This is a genomic window from uncultured Fibrobacter sp., assembly GCF_947166265.1.
Lineage (GTDB): Bacteria > Fibrobacterota > Fibrobacteria > Fibrobacterales > Fibrobacteraceae > Fibrobacter.
Map to the genome: position 1 here is coordinate 1 of NZ_CAMVDO010000044.1, position 18,995 is coordinate 18,995.

The following is an 18,995-nucleotide window of genomic DNA, read 5'->3' on the forward strand; positions in this document are numbered from 1 at the left end:
AACTTGTCGAGCTTAGCGAGGCGCGCTTGCACCTGGTCGTTCATATCTTGCATTGCCATAGTATTTATCCTGTGATTAAATCACGTTAAAAATTTACGGCAGAAAATTTAGAAAAAAGTAGGATTCCGCTATGATTAACAGTTACTGAAAAGGTTACAGGTAGCAGGTTTCAGGGGGCAGATCATTAGCCGTCCTTCAAATTCTTCGGGCTAATAACACAAAACTAACCGTTAGTGGTTAAGACAGAAAAAAACAGTTTATATTTTTATTACGCAAATAAAAAGTTAATTTAAATTTACGCATTTTAGACAACAACATCATTTTACCAACAAATTTTTTTCTATAATTGCCCCGAGGAAACGATATCGTTTTCTAACATTCCGATTAGGAGGAACAATGAACAAGCTCTTAACGATCGCACTTTGTGCGACGTCTTTGGCATTTTTTGGCTGCGCCAAGGCCGGCTACAAAAATGTAGACCCCAGCTGGACAGAACCGGCTTCTAGCGTCACCGTCCTTTACACCGAACCCGTCGTGAAAAACGCAGACGACGTAGCAGACGACCTTCCTGACTATACGAACAACTTCGCAGAATGGTTCACCAAGCAAATTGCTAGCGAATTCCAGAAGCAGGCCGGCATTACAGCAAACTTTGTCTCCAAGGACGTCACGGACTACACCATGACCCCGACCAAATTCGGCAAGAAGGAATTCCTCGTTCCCTCTCCGAAATTTGACGAACTCGGCAACGTAAGCGGAATCATCGTTTCGATGAGCAACATCGAAGTTTCTCGCGTTTCCGAAACCAAGTTTACGGGTCCGACCAGCACCGAAACCAGACACTACCTGCAGTACAGCGGCGAATACTCCATTGCCGACACCGACAAAAAGACGGTCGTTACCAGCGGTACGTTCAAGGCTCGCGTAGGCCTCGGCATTACCATGGGCAAGGGTGACTGGGAAGAAAACGTAGCCAACTTGGTTGAAGAAATTCTCAAGGACACTCCGCTCCAGCAGAAAAAGTAAGAGTCTCTATAAACACCTCAAAAGTCCCTGCGGCCACAAGCTGCAGGGGCTTTTACTTTTTGCAGGGGGAAATTTTATGCCAACGTTTTTTCCAGGGATTCGATAATTTCGGCAGCCTCGCCAAAATCATAATCTTCGATAAGTTCTTTCAACTTACGCAGCAAGGCTTCCTGGCTCGATTCAAAGGCGATTCCCTCGATACCATCAAGAATACGCTTGCACTGGGTCGAAGAACACGTGTCCACGGCATCCTTAAGTCCACCGAGAGCTTCGCGCAACTTGCGGTTAGCCTCTGGGTCCTTCACCTTTTCGGACGGGCCACTCTGTTCCGTCACAATGTCGTTCAAGACAACGTTCAATTCTTCGACAAGGGCCTGCAGATTTTCTTCGAAAACATTGTAGTCGCTAAAGTTGCACTGTTTCTGCTCCAGGTCCGCTTCAAGGGTCGCCGCAAGATTCTGCACATGGTTAGCGCCAATCGTTCCGCAAAGTCCCTTAATCGTATGGACTATTCGCGTAGCCTCGTCGTAGTGGAACTGTTCAATCAAGCTGCGCAAGTTGAAGGAATTTCCGCCATAATCGCGCACAAAGCCCTGTAGAATTTTCAGGAACATCGGGCGGCTGTTGTTGACATGGTAAAGCCCCGATTTTGCATCCAGATTCTTGACCTTCTGGAAATGCATCAAGAAATTTTCATCTTCCTGCGACAGGTCGCTCCCCGGCCCCTTTCCAGAGCTCGGCGTTTCCGCCGCAATCGGAAGGAACTTCGCCATTTCCTCGTACAAGACCGTCGGATCAATCGGCTTTACAATATGGGCGTTCATCCCCGCTTCAAGACATTCCTCGGTATCTTTCTGGAAGGCACGGGCGCTCATCGCAAGAATGGGCACCTTCTTGAAATATTCATCTTCGCGGGCTCGGATTTCCCTCGTTGCCGTAAGGCCGTCCATAATGGGCATCTGGATATCCATCAGCACCATATTGAAGGCGTCCTTCTTGAGCATTTCAAGGGCTTCCTTACCGTTATTTGCAATCATCGCCGTAAGGCCCACACTGTTCAGGAGCGAGACCGCCAGTTCCTGGTTCATCTGGTTATCTTCGACCAAAAGAATCTTGGCTTCCTTGAAATAGATTTTACCCTTTTCTTTTTTTACGGCCTTCTGGTAGGTAAGCGAATAGCCGAACGATTCCTGCAGGGCGCTCAGCAAGGAACTCATCAACAGGGGCTTAGCCACAAAGCTGTTGAACCCGAGATCCTTTGCCGCCCCCAATTCGTTTTCGTCAAAGTGAATCGGATGCATAAGCACCTTGGGAATGTTCTTCATGGATTCGCCAAGACCATGCACAAAGTCAAAGCCGTTCAAAATCGGCATTCCGTAATCCACCAGGAACAGGTCATAAGGATCTTCCTTCGCCTCCTCATGAGCCTGAATCAAGTCCAAAGCCTCATCTACGGAACTCGCCTCTTCCACCACACACTGCAAACGGGTCAGGTAATGGCGCAATACAGTGCGCAAGTTCGCACAATCGTCAATCAACAGGATATTCTTGTTCTTTAAGCGTTCTTCGGTTTTCCACTTCGGAGCGCCGGCCTGGGCCGCCACCGGAAGCGTGATGGTAAAGAAGAACTGCGAACCTTCACCCGACGTACTTGTCACCTGAAGCTGTCCGCCCATCAGTTCCACCAGCGACTTGGAAATCACAAGGCCAAGTCCCGTTCCGCCATACTTGCGGGTGGTCGAACCGTCTGCCTGCGTAAAGGCATTGAAAAGGCGCGAAAGCTGTTCCTGCGTCATACCGATACCGGTATCCTTGACGCAGAAATACAACTTGACGGAATTGTTCACCTGCTGCAACATCTTTACGCTCAGGGTAATATCGCCCTTTTCGGTAAACTTTGTCGCATTGTTGATCAGATTCGTGAATATCTGCGAAAGCCTAAGCGGATCACCCATCAAGATTTCAGGAATGTCCGGATCAATATCCACAATCAGTTCAATGGGGCGCCCTGCAATACGGACTTCCGCAAGGGCGGCCACTTCGCCAATCACGTCCTGAAGCACAAGCTGGGTAATTTCAAGATCCTGCTTTTTCGCCTCGATTTTCGAGAAATCCAGAATATTGTTGATAATCCCCAACAGCGATTTCGCGGCCTGGCTAATACGGTCGACAAAACTCCGCTGGTGATCGTCCAGTTCGGTTTCCGCAATCAGGTGCGCCATGCCGATAATGGCATTCATCGGCGTACGAATTTCATGACTCATATTCGCGAGGAATTCACTCTTCGCCTGAGTCGCCTGTTCGGCAATTTCACGGGCCGCCACCACTTCCGAAATGTCGATCATCGACAACATGTAACCGACAACCGTCTCCTGAACCTTAAGCGTACAGCCTTCGCCGCGGAACCACGTTTCCGAGCCCCCATTTTCAGGTTTCAAGATAAACGAATCTTTCCAAATTTCGTCCTTATTGAACGATTCCAACAAAGCGTCGACAACAGATTCCGGAAGCCCCTGGTCCTTAAGCTCGCTTACGGAAAGTCCCACCAAGGAACGCCATTCCTTACCCAGGAAATCGGCCAGCTGGCGCGACATATACTTCACATGCATGTTCTTGTCGAATATCACCAGAATCGAATGGTCCGCCGAAAGCATAATGGTATCCAAGATGGTATCTTTCTGGATTCCACTCGTTTCATCGCTCACCATAATGAGAATTCGAGGTTCACCGTTGTCTTCGACCAACACCTGGAAAGACATTCCCCACCAGGCCACCTCCCCTTCCTGATTCTGCACGCGGACAATCGTCTTGCGTTCGCTCGCTAGCATCTGGCCGCCCATCCGCACTCGATGGGCAAACTTATTGAATTCTTCGGACGGGAAAAACTTGAACAGGCTTTCTTCCTTGATATCTTCGCCACCGTTCAAGAAATCGACCACATACGCGCTCGCATGCAAAATTCCAAACGAATAATCAGTAAGGATAATCCTAAAGTTGTCGCCCTTCCACAAAAGCGTATCGAACAGGTTACTGGATTTCACGCTGTCATTCAAGTCACGCTGGATATACTTTCTAAACAGCAAATGCGACACAAAAAGCGCAAGGAACATCATCGCAAAAACTGCCAAAGCGACAATCCCCAAAACGGTTGTCGTATGGTTGTCTATACTTGCAGCGATTTTATTGTGCTGACTCACATGAACAATGTAAAAAGGCAACTGTTTCAGGGGCGTCACCATAAAAATAAGCTGCTGACGGTGTTCATTCGTCTTTTCAAACCGAAGGATCCGCCCGTTCATCAGCGTATCCGAGGCAAACTTGTCGGAAACCAGCTGCAACAGGTTTTCGACGCTGTCCTGAATTACCTTTCCACGGTTCGTTTCGTAGGGGAAATAGGTCAAGAGGTTATCGTTTTCACTGCTCACAAGCATCGAGATGCCGCCCTCTTCGCGAGCAAGCCCACCCATGGAAAGGCGAACCTTGTGTAGGTCTAAATCTTCGGCCAACGCCCCCTTAAACTTGCGATTCTTATCCCAAATCGGGTAAGAAAGCGAAAGAACCTGCTTATTGATGCTCTTGCGGATTGTCGGTCCCGTATAGGCCAAGCCCCTTTTACGCGACGCCTCTAGGTACCAACCTGTGGTGCGGAACTCCGTCTTTCCGCTTTCAAGCTTTAAGCCCCTTCCCGAAACATAGTCACCGTCATTGGAACCGTAATAAACATCGACCACCCCGTCACCGCCCAGAGTATGCTTATAGAGCATCGACCTCAAGGTATTATCCTTGCCCATCTGCTGGACGCGCTTCGCCAAAGAAAGGAAACTGTCTTCGCGATTCTTCAGCAAGGCTTCCACTTCGGTCTGTACGCGTTCATGGAGCGCCGCCTCGGTATTGGCGACAGCCGATTCCACCAGCATCGAACGGACTGCATAAGAAAACACAATTACCAGAATAGCAGCCGCCAAGAAGGTGGGCAGCATGTAAACCATGGAAATACGGTTTCTTAAACGACGCCTTTGCGCATTGAGCGGACTGTGAGTCAATTCCTACCCTCTAAGTTAGGACTCCTTAAAGCGCTCATAAAGAGCAGGGAGCTGCGATTCAAGTTCCATAAAGGCATCGACAACATCCGGGTCAAACTGGGTGCCCTTACCTTCCAGAATTTCCTGGACGGCCACTTCGTGAGGATAAGCCTCTTTGTACGGGCGTTTCGAGACCAGGGCATCGTAGACGTCGGCCACGGACATAAGGCGTGCCCCGACAGGAATGTTGTCGCCCTTGAGGCCATTCGGATACCCGTGACCATCGAACCTTTCATGGTGATTCAAGATGATTTCGGCAGAAATTCGCACCAGCGGGTGGTCCTTGAGTTCATGCGTGGCATTCACCAGCACATCGTAACCCATCTGGGCATGCGTGCTCATTACGGCCCATTCCTCTTCGTTCAGGCGGGCGGGCTTACGCAAAATTTCGTCGGGAATCCCCACCTTGCCAATGTCATGCAAGGGGGCGGCCGTCGCATAGTAATCTATATATTCATTATTGGGGATAGCATCCTTAAAACGCGGATGGTTGCGCAATTTTTCGGCAAGCATCTGCACCAAGACCTGGGTACGCTTGATGTGTGCGCCGGTTTCCGGGTCGCGGTATTCCGCCAGGGCACCCAGACTCGTAAGCATCACTTTCAGGGTTTTGCGGAGGTCCAGGGTCTTTTCTTCGACCAAATCCTGCAAATGATCACGCTGATGCTTGAATTCCAGCTGATTTTTGATACGCAGCTGCACCAAATTCGGGTGGAACGGCTTAGTAATATAGTCTACCGCCCCTAAATCGAGGCCCTGCTGTTCACTCTTGCTATCGGCCTTGGCCGTCAAGAATATAACCGGAGTATTTTCTACTAATTCCTTTTCATTCATCTTCCGGAGCGTTTCGTAGCCATCCATTTCAGGCATCATCACATCCAGAAGAATCAGGTCGGGCTTTACCTTTTCAGCGAGCAAAAGCCCCTTTTTTCCATCCAATGCAACAAAGACATCATAATCATTAGACAATATGCCTTCGAGAACCTCTATGTTCGTTTTCGTGTCGTCAATTACTAAAATTTTTGCGCGCGTTCTATCCATATAACCCTAATATAATGTTTCTAAATTGGAATAGCACAACTTGTTTTATTCCAACTTGGAATAATATGCCATTTTTTTGCGAAAAACGCCAATTTGCAACTTTATTATATGTTTTTTTTTGCACAAGTGTGAGCAAAAATACACCTAGACCATGGAAAAAATGTCAATAAAGCTAATTTTCGGGGCCAAACAGATTGAAAATGAGAAACTATATTTGAAAAGGATGCAACACTGGATCCCCACCCGTTGGTCGAGGATGACGCAACAAATTAAGTCATCCTGGAGCGGAGTGACGGGATCCAGGTGCAAGGTCCCTGAGCCTGCCGAAGGGCCGAGTTATGAGGATCTAGAGTCGAAGTTATTGAGGTTATAGGAGAAGAAGACATGAAACGTTCATTTGCATTGGCTTTTTTAATGGCAGGGGCGGCTTTTTCGCAGGAAATCGTCGATATTTCGCCATTTTGGTCCGCTTACGACGCTGTTGACCTGGGCAACGCGATAAACGACCTGTACGAAGACCTCGCCCTCCCCGACTCCACTCCCACCACCGACCGCAAATACCCTATCACCTGGGAAAGTTCGGATACCCTTTTCCTTGGCCATGACGGGCACATCAACGGACGATTCGTGGGCGAAAACAAGGAAATCACCCTGACAGCAAGCATCAAGGATATCGGAACGTCGGGACGAATCCAGAAAAAGCTGTTCAAGGTCTCCATCCACGGGTACGAACCCTACTCCAACTACCTTTTCGCCTATTTTCGCGACAACAAGGACGAAAACATCTACTACGCCCTGAGTAACGACGGCTACAATTTTACCGCGATGAATGGCGGGAACCGCGTTGTGGCCGCCGATACGGTAAGCATCAAGAAAGGGCTTCGCGACCCGCACGTGCTGCGCGCCCCCGACGGCTGGTTCTACATGGTGAATACCGACATGAAGAGCGCCGAAGGCTGGGCGAGCAACCGCGGCATGGTGCTTATGCGCTCCCGCGACCTTATCAACTGGGAACACAGTACGGTACATTTCCCCGACAAGTACAAGGGCAAGAATTTCGCGAACGTCACCCGCGTATGGGCACCCGAAACCTTCTGGGACGACACCTACGACAACGGCGACGGCACCAAGGGCCGCCCGCTGGTTTACTTTTCGCTGTTGACCGACGACGGCACCATCGCCTACGACAAGGTTTTCTACGCCTACGCGAACAAGGACTTTACCGACCTCGAAGGCGACCCGCAACATTTCTTTGACCGCGGCAAGTCCACCATCGACATGGACATCATCTACAATCCCGTAGACCGCAAGTACCACGCCTTCTACAAGAACGAAGGGGACGGCGGAATCTGCAAGGTGACCGCCAATACGCTCATGCCAAAGACGGGAGCCTCTTCGGGTTCGCAATGGAGCAAGCCAAGCGGCGCCTTGCAGCAGACAACGGAGGCCGTAGAAGGAGCAGGCGTCTTCAAGTTAATCAACCAGAATTCCTGGGTACTCATGTACGACTGCTACATGAACGAACATTACCAGTTTACCAGCAGTTCGGACCTAGAAACATTCGAATTCGTCCAGAATACCGCAATGAAGGGAGCATTCACCCCCCGCCACGGCACGATTCTTCCGATTACCGCCGAAGAAACTGCTAAACTCATGAGGGCATTCCCCACCAAAGACTTCGAACCGCGCGTGATTGACATTCCCGACTCCATCGGAGTCTGCGACGGCAAAAAAGTGGTCGGCCCCTGCAGCGGCACAAAGATTATCCCCTACGTAAAAGTCGATGACGGAGGCTGGAGCGAATCGACCGACCTGAAAGTCGCCAAGGGAGCAACGGTACAGTTCGGCCCACATCCGTGGGACGGCAAAATCTGGAGCTGGGAAGGTCCCGACGGATTCAAGTCCACCACCCGCGAAAATACGCTCAAAAATGTCGACGGAGACAACAGCGGCTACTACACGGTCACCTACACCAACGAGACCGGCTGCAAAAGCACGCTCAAAATCAAGATGGTCGTCGATGACCCCGACAAGCCCTACAAGGAGCCGGACACCACGACAACCCGCATCGGCAACATAAATTCCCACGGCAAATCACTCCCAGAATACATGGGCAAGCGCGTCGAATACTTCGACCTGCTTGGAAACCGCCTTCACACAGCTCCGAGAACCCCCGGCCGCTACATCCGCAGAAGAAGATAGACAGTAAGCTCACCACCCTTATAAAGGTCCCTGAGCCTGCCGAAGGGCCGAAGCAAAGGGCCAAAATCGGGGCCTACCGGCAGTTCGCGTAGTGCGCTTTCTTGTCCTCGTACATCAGGACGTCCGCCTCGTGCATCGCCTTGCGGATATCTCCCCCATTAGCATCGTGGAAGAATCCAATGGCAAAGCTCACGTTGCCTTTTTCCTTAGACTTCTGGCGGAGCTTTTCGACTCGGGCTCCAAGGTTTTCCTCGGATTTATCCAAGGCAACCACCACAAATTCGTCGCCACCGGCGCGGTAGATGTCGCAATCGCTGAAGGTTTCCTTCAGAATCTGGGCAGCGCGTTTCAGAAGATTGTCGCCAGCGTTATGCCCTTCGATATCGTTCACCGGCTTTAGTCCATTCAAGTCCGCAAATACCACCGACAACGTCTTGTAGCTAATCGTTTTACTCACCAGCTGCAGCACCAAATTATTCATGGCGTTACGGTTCTTTACCCCCGTCAGCAAATCCACGTTGCTCAGGACTTCGAGCTGATGCAGCAACAGGTAACTCGCGACTTCAGACGCAATAAAGAACGTCACCAGTTCCAGCGTTTCCTTGATGCGCAAAACCTTCGACGTATCAAAGTTCGTCACCCAGATAAAGCCGATAAATTCCTCGTTATGCATCAGCGGCAAAAGCACCAAACTTTCGACATGGGCGCTCGTCAACGAGGCATACCACTGCGGATTTCTCTGGTGAATAATTTCCATATCCGCTTCGTTCTGGATAATCAGGCAGTTACTGCCCATGAGCGTTTCAATCCAGGATTCAGCGTAGTCTATAAACTCGTCCGAAATCACCTGACGAATGTCTTGGACGTATGTCCCCTTTTTAGCAGACGCACCCAATACGCTACAAGACCGATTCTTGAAATCCGTACGCAGCACACAGCAGGTTTCCGCGCCACAAAGTTCGCGAACATCCGCCATCACATCGTCCATCGTCTTAAGGAAATCTTTTGTACCGCGCAACTTGATACACGCCTTAAGCACGTTCGAAGAAATCTCTGCAGAAAGCCTCGTCATGGTTTCAAGGTCTGCCTCGGGCGAAACTTCTAGCGAATAGCTGCAATAACCCTTTTCAGGGTCATCCACGTCAACCGGCAGCATAAAAAGATTGATCCAGAAAGGGAAACGCTCCGGCTGAATGTAGGCATGAACCGGCTTACGGAGAATGGCGCTCTGGTAGCAGAACTTTTCAAAGTTCAGCTCCTTTGCCATGTACATTTCGTAATTGGAACCGGGAATAAACTTCTGGCTAAAAACGGAATTGCCGTCACCGTCCTTTCGTTCCATCGACTTGACATACTGGGGGTTCCCCGCTTCAATACGGATCGTCCCAATACTTCCGTCAGTCGTCCTCTCTACCGAAAGGACACTCGTCATCGTATGGAATGAATCGACAAATTTCTGCAATTCCTCTTTTTTCATCTACTCCTCGATTCCGGGAAAAGGTCGTAAAACCTCTTCTTATCTTCGTACATATTGGCATCGGCTTTCTGCATCGCCTTGCGAATATCGAGGCCCCTATCGTCGAAACAACACCCTATAGCAAAGCTAACATTTTCCGGATCAGAAGAATCCTTACGAAGCTTTTCGACACGTTCATCAATCCATTTTTTCGGCTTATCTATCGCAACGACAACAAATTCGTCACCGCCCGCTCGGTAAATTTCGCACCCTTCAAAAACGGATTTCAAAATAAACGCCGCTTCCTTCAAAAGGCAGTCGCCTGCGGTGTGGCCCTCCGTGTCGTTAATGGTCTTGAGACCATTCAAGTCCGCAAAAACAACTCCGATAGACATGGGAGCGCGTTCCCTGCCCGACACCAGGCGAAGCACCCTGTTGTTCATCGCGTTCCTGTTCTTGACACCGGTCAACAGATCGGTAGAACTCAACATTTCGAGCCGCTGCAACAACTGGTAATTTGCGATTTCAGAGGCGATAAAGAACGCTGTCAGTTCAAGGGTTTCCTTGATGTGTTCGGTATTCTTCGTATCGAAATTCGTCGCCCAGATAAAACCAACCGTTTCGTTGTTGTACTGGAGCGGGAAAAGGACCAGGCTCTTGATAGATGCACTCTGCAACGAACGGAACCAGCCCGGATTTCTCCGTTTCACCTCTTCCATATCATGTTCATTTTCGATAATCAGGCAATTGCTTCCGGCAATCGTTTCTAGCCACGATTTTGCGTAATCGATAAACGAATCGTTCAAATAATTCCTAAAGGAATGCGGAGGCGCATCGGGGGCATTGCTTTCACTCAACAGGGAACAAGTCCGTTCATGAAAATCAGTCAGCATCACGCAACAGTAATTTGCACCACAGATAGCGCGAACATCACAGATGATTTCGTCCATCGTCTTCAAGAAGTTCTTGGAACTGCGCAGTTTGATACAAGTCTTCAGCACATCGGAGGTCGTCTTCGCCGAAAGATTCGACATAATCTCGGGACTAGCCTCGGTAGAAAGTTCATGCGTATAGGTACAATAGTACTTGTTAGGGTCTTCGATATTGAGAGGTTGACTAAAGATGTTAAACCAGACGCCAAAACGTTCCGGATTGATATAGGCATGCATCGTTTTTTTGAGAACCGCACTGCTATAAATAAAGTGTTCGAAATTCAGGTCCTTGGGAATGTACTTCGTGTACTCGGCACCGGGAACGAACGTACGGTCGATATTGGGCATATCGAAAGGAGATTCATAATTTTTATCGAATGTGGCCAAGTAGGCCTTGTTTCCCGCCTCGATACAAATTTTTCCATAGCCACCATCAGGCTTTTTTTCTACAGACACAATGCATGTCATCAATTCAAACTGATCGACATATTCCTGCAGATTCATAACATCTCCTTATCCGACCTTCTTAACGGACATTTGTACACCATTATAAGATATTATAACACTTTTTAAAGGAAAAAGCGTTATAAAGTACAAATTTATAGCGATTTATTTAGTACAACTTGGAATAGTCCAACTAGTGAAAACTACTTGGACAAATCCTTAACCACCATAATTCCGCTACGTTCGATCTTAGGATACTGGCGCATACCCTCGCCACCCGTTCCCTTGTCGAGAACTTCCAGAAGTTCGCCCTTAGTCGAATAAAGGTGCAGTTCCCACGGAGTGTTCGGGGCATTGAAATAGCCCGAGTTTTTCTGAACGTTACGCTGGAAAGTCCTGTTCAGGCGATCCGTCACGCTGCGAGCCTGCACAAGCGAAATATCCGAAAGTTCCCAAGAAATGGGGACTCCACCCATATCGTAAATCAGGAGGGCTTCCATATCGGAAATTTCCTTCATGGTGAATTTCCAACTGAAGTTCTGCCAGCTCGTGCTCAAGTCAAGAATACGCCCGTTCGCATACGGAGTATACGTTTCGGAGTCCTTCTTGATGTTCACGTTCAGGGTGCGAGGCTTGTCGGCCTTTGCGCGCATACTAAAGATGTAGGTAACTCCGTTCCTCAGGGCAAGGCGCTGCTTGAACTGCAGGTTCCACGATTCCTTGCCGGCCTTCTTGATATCGAAACGCACGATACCGTTATCGACCTTCACGTCGGCCTTTCCGCCCCAGAAATCCACCTGCCAGTTGGCAAGCGGTTCTTCGCCCGAAAAATCACCGTTCTGGATCAGGTTCGTACCGACAGCCTGAGAACCCGTATCAAAATTTTTTTCCTGAATGAAGGTTGGAATGACGCTTGTATTCTGGATACCGTTGGGGTTGTCAACGCAAACTTCCTTGCCCCAGCCAACCAGCGTATTGAAGGAGCTGTGTTCCGTCATGTCCATTTCGGGACTGTCAAAATTACCCGGACCAAAGCTCCAGGCAAGCCAGCCAATGCCGAGACGTTCCGCTTCGGACATAATGAACTTGTAGGGGATTTCCTTGGCGCCACCGGCAGCCACCGGAGCAAACTCACCCACAATCAAAGGAAGTTTCTTTTCGACAGAGGCCTCAAGAACCCCCTTGATCCTGTCCTGAACCGTCGCATACCCCGTAGCCTTGGGATCATGACGTTCCGTGGGCCACCACATATGAATGGAAAACAGCAAATTGTGTTCCGGGTCCGCCTGTAAAAGCTTCGGCCCCACGTTAAGCAGGTTCGTTTCGCTCTGGCCCCACTGGTCGGCATCAATCATCAACGGAACACGGACACCCGCTGCACGCATACGAGTGACAATGGCATTGTAGGCATCGAAAAAATCTTCGGCAGGCACCGATTCCGCACCAGGTTCATTACCGATGTTCAAAATCAGGTACTGCTGGTGATTCGAAATCATCTGCAAGGTTTCTTCGCGAAGCCAGAAATCCATTGCATCGGCCAGGCGTTCCCAGTTTCCAGTAGTATCATGAATTTCGGGGATAGGAATCATCCCGTTCGAGATACACTGTCCAATAATGTTGTCTAGGTCACTCACGCGGCCGCGAGTATTCCAAACGATTCGAACGCAGTTTGCACCCGTCTTTGCAATTTCGGGGATAGTCTTCCCTTCGCGGTCAGTCCAAATGAACATGTGGTTGATACCGCGAAGAATAACCTTTTCGTTATCCTTGCTATACAAAAAACGATCTTGCACAAAAAAGCCGGGTTTTGCCGAAGCCATATTCATAGCACTAAATTCTCCATTTATTACATAGGAAAAATACAATTATTTGTTCGACATCGCTTATTTTTTTTGTAAAACTGTGCAAAATCGGTTGGAAAGCGTTCAACACACCGAAACGGACCTTTCCGGCAGGTGTTTCCAGTACCGCACCGGCAGACACCTCCGGAGCAATTTGGGGTTTTCACGCTCCTTGATAGCGATAGACTTGTAGTAATCCTGCCAAAGACGCACCATGTCATCGGCCCTGGTCGCCGACTTGACCGCCTCAAGGTTCGGAATCGTCATCTCCACTGGGGTACGCATAGGGCTCTGCCCGTCGTAAAACACCCCATAGGAGCGACTGGAATCGTAAATGGCCCAGCGTTCATTCGCAAAACGCCCCCGAAAATGCCCCACAATCATCTCCAGAATGTCATATTTCGGCTCAATTTCAGCAAAATAGGTTCCATCGGCCATCTTGCTGAACCGAACCATCCCCAACATTCCGCCAGCCTCGCGCCGCACGGAGCGGGCAATCATGTAAAGCGGGAGCATCTCGCTAGAGGTCGGGTTCTTAGCGTAATTCGGGTCCTTGCCGTCGAAAACCTTGCGAAGGTAAGCCAGAATCTTCATTTCGACCCCCTCTTCTTCGGAGCGGAACACCACTCGGAGCAGTTCCAGAATGTCGGCACTTGCATTGTTTACAATGGCCCGCTTAAGCCTTTCGGCGGATTCCTCGGAGGTTTCTACGCGGAAAGGCTGCATAAACAAGTTGCAGGGAGCCTGGCTACGGTCTGGGTGAATTTCACCAACATCCAGATGCTGGCGATAGATTTCGAAAACGACACTCAGAAAGCCGTCAAAAGAAGAATCGTAGGAAATGGAAAGCATAGGAGAAGAACTTAGCTGGCGGCGGGGAGTGCAAGTGTTTCTGGCGGAGTGAATAGGTCCAGTTGCAGGGGTTTTGGCTTGGGCAGCAGCAATGGCCGCACCATTTCAGGATAAAGGCGGCGCAAACTGGCCGGCGTATCCGGGTGATAAATAAAATACTGGGCACGCTTCAAGACTACTCCCATTTTTTTCAACTGTTCAAGGCGAATCTTTGAAAACCTACGCCCCGAAACAATCAGCTGCGCAGAACGCACCCCAATTCCAGGCACACGCAAAAGCATTTCGTAATCCGCAGTCTGAATATCTATCGGGAAAAACTCAGGGTGCCGTAAAGCCCACCCCACTTTCGGATCCAGTTCCAAGTCCAGGTTCGGATGATCCTTGTCCACAATTTCGTCGTAGCCGAACTTATAGAAACGCATCAGCCAATCCGCCTGATAAAGCCGATGTTCCCGCACAAGGGGCGGTTTTGTCGTCAGCGCAGGGAGCCTTTTATCGGCATTGATCGGGACATACCCCGAAAAATAGACACGCTTCATCTGTTGCTGCTTGTAAAAACCGTTCGAAAGCGTCAAAATCTGCAGGTCGGTCTCCCCCGCAGCCCCGACAATCATCTGCGTACTCTGCCCCGCCGGCAAAAACTTGGGCGAATACCGCGAACGGTCCGTACGGTATTCCAGCTTGCGCTCGGCAAGATAATTCATAGGCTTATAAATCGAGGCATGATTCTTTTCGGGAGCCAGGTATTGCAGCGCCCTATCCGTCGGGATTTCGATATTCACGCTGCTTCGGTCGGCATAAAGCCCCGCCTGGTACAAAAGTTCACTCGACGCTCCGGGAATCGCCTTCAGGTGGATGTATCCGCCAAACCGATGCACCGTTCGCAGTTCCTTAGCCACCTGCACCAGCATTTCCATGGTACGGTCAGGCGACCCCACCACCGCCGAACTCAAGAAAAGCCCCTCGATATAATTGCGCCGATAGAATTCGAGCGTCAAGTCAATCAGTTCCCTAGGCGTAAAAGTCGCCCGCGGAATATCGTTGCTACGACGGTTGATACAATAGGCGCAGTCATACTTGCAGGCGTTGCTCAAAAGCACCTTCAAAAGCGAAATACACCGACCATCGGCCGACCACGTATGACAAATGCCCGCACTGCAGGCACTGCCGAGCCCGCCCCCCGGAGCCTGCCGCTTGGAACCGCTCGAGGAACACGAAACATCGTACTTTGCCGCAGCCGAAAGAATATTCAGTTTTTCACGCACATCCATATCAATGTTCCTACCAGCCAGCCTTTACATGTTCTTTTGTTCATTTGCACCCTTGTGCACTAACAAATATAAACACAACTGCACAAAAAAGCAATAGCAAGAACATCTTTTTTTGAAAAAAAGTGAACCCCCGACGTCTTGAGTGTTTTTGCAAAAAAAAACGGCCCCGTATGACCGTTTCTTTAAATTAACCGGTTCTATCAAAACTTACTTTTTCAGGTAAATTCCCTTGGCCTTCGGCTTGCCCACGCTGCGGCCCTTGAGGTCGAAGGTGCGGCGACCCACGTTGTTCAGGCGGATTTCGCCCGTACGGGTATTGAGGCGCCCGATAACGGTAGTGTGTTCTTCGCCACCTTCGCGAGAGACAATAACCACCTCCATGGTTTCGGGGAGGTCGATGCTTGCCACGGTGGGACCAAGTTCGCCCTTCGGAACAGGCGCTCCAGAGGAGCCTTTATTACCATCCGGATCGTATTCCATAAAGGCGCGGAACGGAAGGATCCAGGCACCGGCACCAAACGGAACGAATTCACCGATCTTGAAATCGCCCTGTTGCTGTGCGGCAAAGCCCCAGATTTTTGTGTTCTTCATTTCTTCGGAGGTCCATTCGTGCATTGCAAGCGTTCCACGGAACACCCAGTCGTCTACGCGCGCCTCAGGCGTTACAGTCGCCTTGAGAGTTACTCCACCATTGATTCCAAGAGTAGCCGATTCCATCTCGATCATGTACGGCGTGTAAGCCTTGAGTTCACCCTGCAAACCGTTGCAATTTGTGTGGCCTTTTTCAAGCTCTTCCTCGCCTAATGTTGCGTTGCACCAGACGTACGTCATCCCTACCGCATTCTTGCCATTGTTGTCAACAACGCCCGCGAATTCAATGACAGACTTCACGCCGGTCAGATTCTTCGCTTCGATGTCGAACGGCAACATGATAGTCGAAAAGCCGCTGTTGGGCGTAAATTCGCGGTTGAACTTGACGGCGACATTCTCAACATCTTCGTCGATTGCGACTGCATCCGCTCCGTCGTAGGCTCCGTCGATTTCGGCGTGAGTTTTTCCGTCAGCATCTTCGAACACTTGCACGGCGGCGTAGTCGCGGATGTTGTTCCAGATGAAGAAGCGTTTCTGGATTGCACCTGCGTAATTGCCCTTGCCGGTGATTTGCGCAATGGCGGCTTCGTCGAGCGTGGCGGAGGAGACTGCGGTGTTGTTGAAGCATGTGACCGTGTAATCCGTGCCGGCATTGAGCGTGTCCTTGCCGTCGGTGACGAGCACAGAGGGGCAGACGGGCTTGCCGTCAGCATACTTCTGCACGGGGATGTCGGCGACGGCGATGCTTGCGTTGGATAAGAATTTTCCGTCAAACGATGACGGCACGAGAGTTTTGCCGTTAATATCATCATTATTGATGACCATCCCCGTAAGCATCTTTTCGTCGGTCCTGAGCGACTTGCCCTCGGCGATGGAGATGCCATTTTCGCTGTAGTAGCCGCTTGCATAGATGTAGTCGGTGCTGTTCGTCCAGCCAAGGGTGATATTTCCACTGTAGATGCCGTAGCCATATTCGCTAGTGGCCGTGACGCTGCCGCCGATTATCGTGATATTTCCTCTGCTGTAGATGCCGCTGCCAGTGGCTGAGACTTTCAAAGTTCCGCTTTGATCGCTTTGATCGCTCTGTTTGCTCTGCCCGTAGATGGTCAGATTATTCGATGCATAGATTCCATGTTCTGATACACCTTTAGTTTCAATCTCCATCGTCGCTCCGTCCGCAAGGATGAGGTGTGCGTCACCGCTAAACTTGACTTGGCTCGTGTATTTCACCTCGCCTTCAACCACGTACCAGCCGCCGTCGAGGTTATCCACGCTTGTATTCTCTGTGAGCACTGTGTAATCCGTAACAGTCTGTTCGACACCGTTTTCGTCAATGTAGGCAATAGGCATAACAATCTTGAATTCTTTTTCAAGCTCCGTTGTACGCAACTTGTAATTTTTGCTATTGGCATCATTTTCATCGAGTGCAACCTTAGCGGTGTCATTGCCTACTTCTACCGCAGCACCCGTCACCACCAAGCGAGCCACGTGTCCTTCAACAAAGCCTTCTGCCGTTACTGTCGGAACATGTTCCTTGCCATCGTAGGCAAACACGGTCTGTTCCCCCCAAACTATCGAAATTACTTTCGGCTCAACGGTCAACGTTCCTGCGACAGAATCAATTTCGTAGTTGTCGGCTTTCAAGCCACTCGGCGTAATGGCGTATTGGCCGACATCATCGTACTGTTTGTAACCTATTTCAAGAGCAAGTTCGCCCTTCAAGACTTCGCTGGTTTCATTTCCTACAAATCCTTCATAGGCAACACCTGCGCTAGCAGGTTCGTCGCCATAGACAATCGTATCGTTCAAGGCGGTAATCTTGAGCGGAGCCTTATCGATTGTAAATAACTTTTGGACTTCGCCGTAATATTTTCCAGCCCCCTTGACGATTACTTTAGCCGTATCGGAGGCGTTCAAGTTGTCTTTATAAGCAAGCGTGTAGTCCTTGCCCAGTTCAAGCACATTTTCGCCGATGGTTACAACAGGTTCCAGGCGAATCGAATCCCCGGTGTAGGTTGCGCCGGAAATATTGGCGATAACAATATTGTCGGGGAAAGGCATGAGCGGCGTAAGCGTCTTGTTTTTGATAGATTCGAGATTTTCATCAGTGAGCGTGCCTCTATACTCGTTGCCGTTTTCATCTACGAAGGATTTACCCTCGGCGATGGAGACGGTGCATGAATCAGCACCGAGATAGATGCTGCTGACCTTGATGAAGTCGGTGCTGTTCGTCCAACCAAGGGTGATATGGCCAGCGTTAGTGTTGATGCCAGAGTTGTCCCCAGAAGCCGTGACCTTACCGCCGCTTATCGTGACAGTTTCCTTACTGTAGATGCCGTAAGTACTTGTGGCCTCGACGCTGCCGCCACTTATCGTGACTCCATCATAACCGTAGATGCCGTAACCGTTTTTGCCAGTGGCCGTGACCTTGCCGCCGCTTATCGTGATATCGCTCCAACTGAAGATGCCGATACCGTTTGTGCCATTTGCGGTGTCGTTCAAAATTCCGCTTTGCTCGTTCTGCCCGTAGATGGTCAGATTATTCGATGCATCGATTCCATATTTACCTTCAGTTTTAATCTCCATCTCCGCACCGTCCGCAAGGATGAGGTGTGCGTCACCGCTAAACTTGACTTGGCTCGTGTATTTCACCTCGCCTTGCACCACGTACCAGCCGCCGGGGAGGTTGCTCACGTTGGTTGAGGAGGTAAGCACGGTGTAATCCGTAACAGTTTTAGTCTTGCCGTTTTCGTCGATGTATTCGACAGGCGTATTCTCAGTCCAATGTGCGTAGGCAGTCGTATTGCCGGTGATTGCAGCGGAGAAGTCGAATTCCGTGTCGCCGTCTGTGGCGGTAAACCAACCCTCAAACGTGAAACCGCTGCGAATCGGGTCGGCGGGTTTTTCGACGTGAGCAACGCCGTTTTCGTCGAAAGTTGCCGGGAGCATTACAGGAGCTTTGCCGTCTTGCAAGTCCAACGCAACCGCATAGCAAGGCTCAAGTTTTTTGCCTTCAATAGCGGAAAGTTGCTCGCCAGTGAGCGGGCCGCTATACACGTTGCCTTTTTCGTCCTTGAACGACTTGCCCTCGGCGATGGAGACGGTGCATGAATCAACACCGAGATGGATGCTGCTGACCTTGATGAAGTCGGTGCTGTTCGTCCAGCCAAGGGTGATGTTTCCTTTATCGTTGTAGATGCCGTTGTAGTTGCCAGTGGCCGTGACGCTGCCGCCGCTTATTGTGACTCCGCCGTTAT

General features: G+C 50.1%; 10 protein-coding genes. 2 read left to right on the top strand and 8 right to left on the bottom strand.

Features of this window, described 5'->3' with window-relative positions; translation table 11 throughout:
• The first annotated feature begins 396 nt into the window (after positions 1 to 396).
• The gene (locus tag Q0W37_RS13765; RefSeq protein WP_297702129.1) at positions 397 to 1,026 is read left to right on the top strand and encodes a hypothetical protein; all 630 of its coding nucleotides are present in this window, start codon (positions 397 to 399) and stop codon (positions 1,024 to 1,026) included.
• 74 nt (positions 1,027 to 1,100) lie between these two features.
• Here the strand turns inward: Q0W37_RS13765 and Q0W37_RS13770 are convergent, their stop codons facing one another.
• The gene (locus Q0W37_RS13770; protein WP_297702130.1) at positions 1,101 to 5,015 is read right to left on the bottom strand and encodes a response regulator; all 3,915 of its coding nucleotides are present in this window, start codon (positions 5,013 to 5,015) and stop codon (positions 1,101 to 1,103) included.
• A 69-nt stretch (positions 5,016 to 5,084) separates the two neighbouring features.
• Positions 5,085 to 6,149 (bottom strand): HD domain-containing phosphohydrolase, encoded by a 1,065-nt coding sequence (locus Q0W37_RS13775; RefSeq protein ID WP_297702131.1) that lies wholly within the window; start codon positions 6,147 to 6,149, stop codon positions 5,085 to 5,087.
• Between the two features lie 384 nt (positions 6,150 to 6,533).
• Between Q0W37_RS13775 and Q0W37_RS13780 the strand changes: the two genes are divergently transcribed.
• Entirely contained in the window at positions 6,534 to 8,351 is a 1,818-nt protein-coding gene (locus Q0W37_RS13780) for a glycoside hydrolase family 43 protein (RefSeq protein WP_297702132.1), read from the top strand.
• 73 nt (positions 8,352 to 8,424) lie between these two features.
• Here the strand turns inward: Q0W37_RS13780 and Q0W37_RS13785 are convergent, their stop codons facing one another.
• The 6 genes from Q0W37_RS13785 to Q0W37_RS13810 form a co-directional block, all read right to left on the bottom strand.
• Positions 8,425 to 9,828 (bottom strand): sensor domain-containing diguanylate cyclase, encoded by a 1,404-nt coding sequence (locus tag Q0W37_RS13785; protein ID WP_297702133.1) that lies wholly within the window; start codon positions 9,826 to 9,828, stop codon positions 8,425 to 8,427.
• Entirely contained in the window at positions 9,825 to 11,243 is a 1,419-nt protein-coding gene (locus Q0W37_RS13790) for a sensor domain-containing diguanylate cyclase (RefSeq protein WP_297702134.1), read from the bottom strand. Before Q0W37_RS13790 ends, Q0W37_RS13785 begins: the two co-directional genes overlap by 4 nt.
• A gap of 143 nt (positions 11,244 to 11,386) precedes the next feature.
• The gene (locus tag Q0W37_RS13795; RefSeq protein ID WP_297702135.1) at positions 11,387 to 13,003 is read right to left on the bottom strand and encodes a cellulase family glycosylhydrolase; all 1,617 of its coding nucleotides are present in this window, start codon (positions 13,001 to 13,003) and stop codon (positions 11,387 to 11,389) included.
• Between the two features lie 105 nt (positions 13,004 to 13,108).
• Positions 13,109 to 13,876 (bottom strand): TIGR03915 family putative DNA repair protein, encoded by a 768-nt coding sequence (locus tag Q0W37_RS13800; protein ID WP_297702136.1) that lies wholly within the window; start codon positions 13,874 to 13,876, stop codon positions 13,109 to 13,111.
• Between the two features lie 11 nt (positions 13,877 to 13,887).
• Complete coding sequence (locus Q0W37_RS13805; protein WP_367186284.1) at positions 13,888 to 15,153, bottom strand: putative DNA modification/repair radical SAM protein; 1,266 nt, start codon at positions 15,151 to 15,153, stop codon at positions 13,888 to 13,890.
• Between the two features lie 201 nt (positions 15,154 to 15,354).
• A partial coding sequence (locus Q0W37_RS13810; RefSeq protein WP_297702138.1) for an MBG domain-containing protein occupies positions 15,355 to 18,995 on the bottom strand: 3,641 nt, incomplete at its 5' end.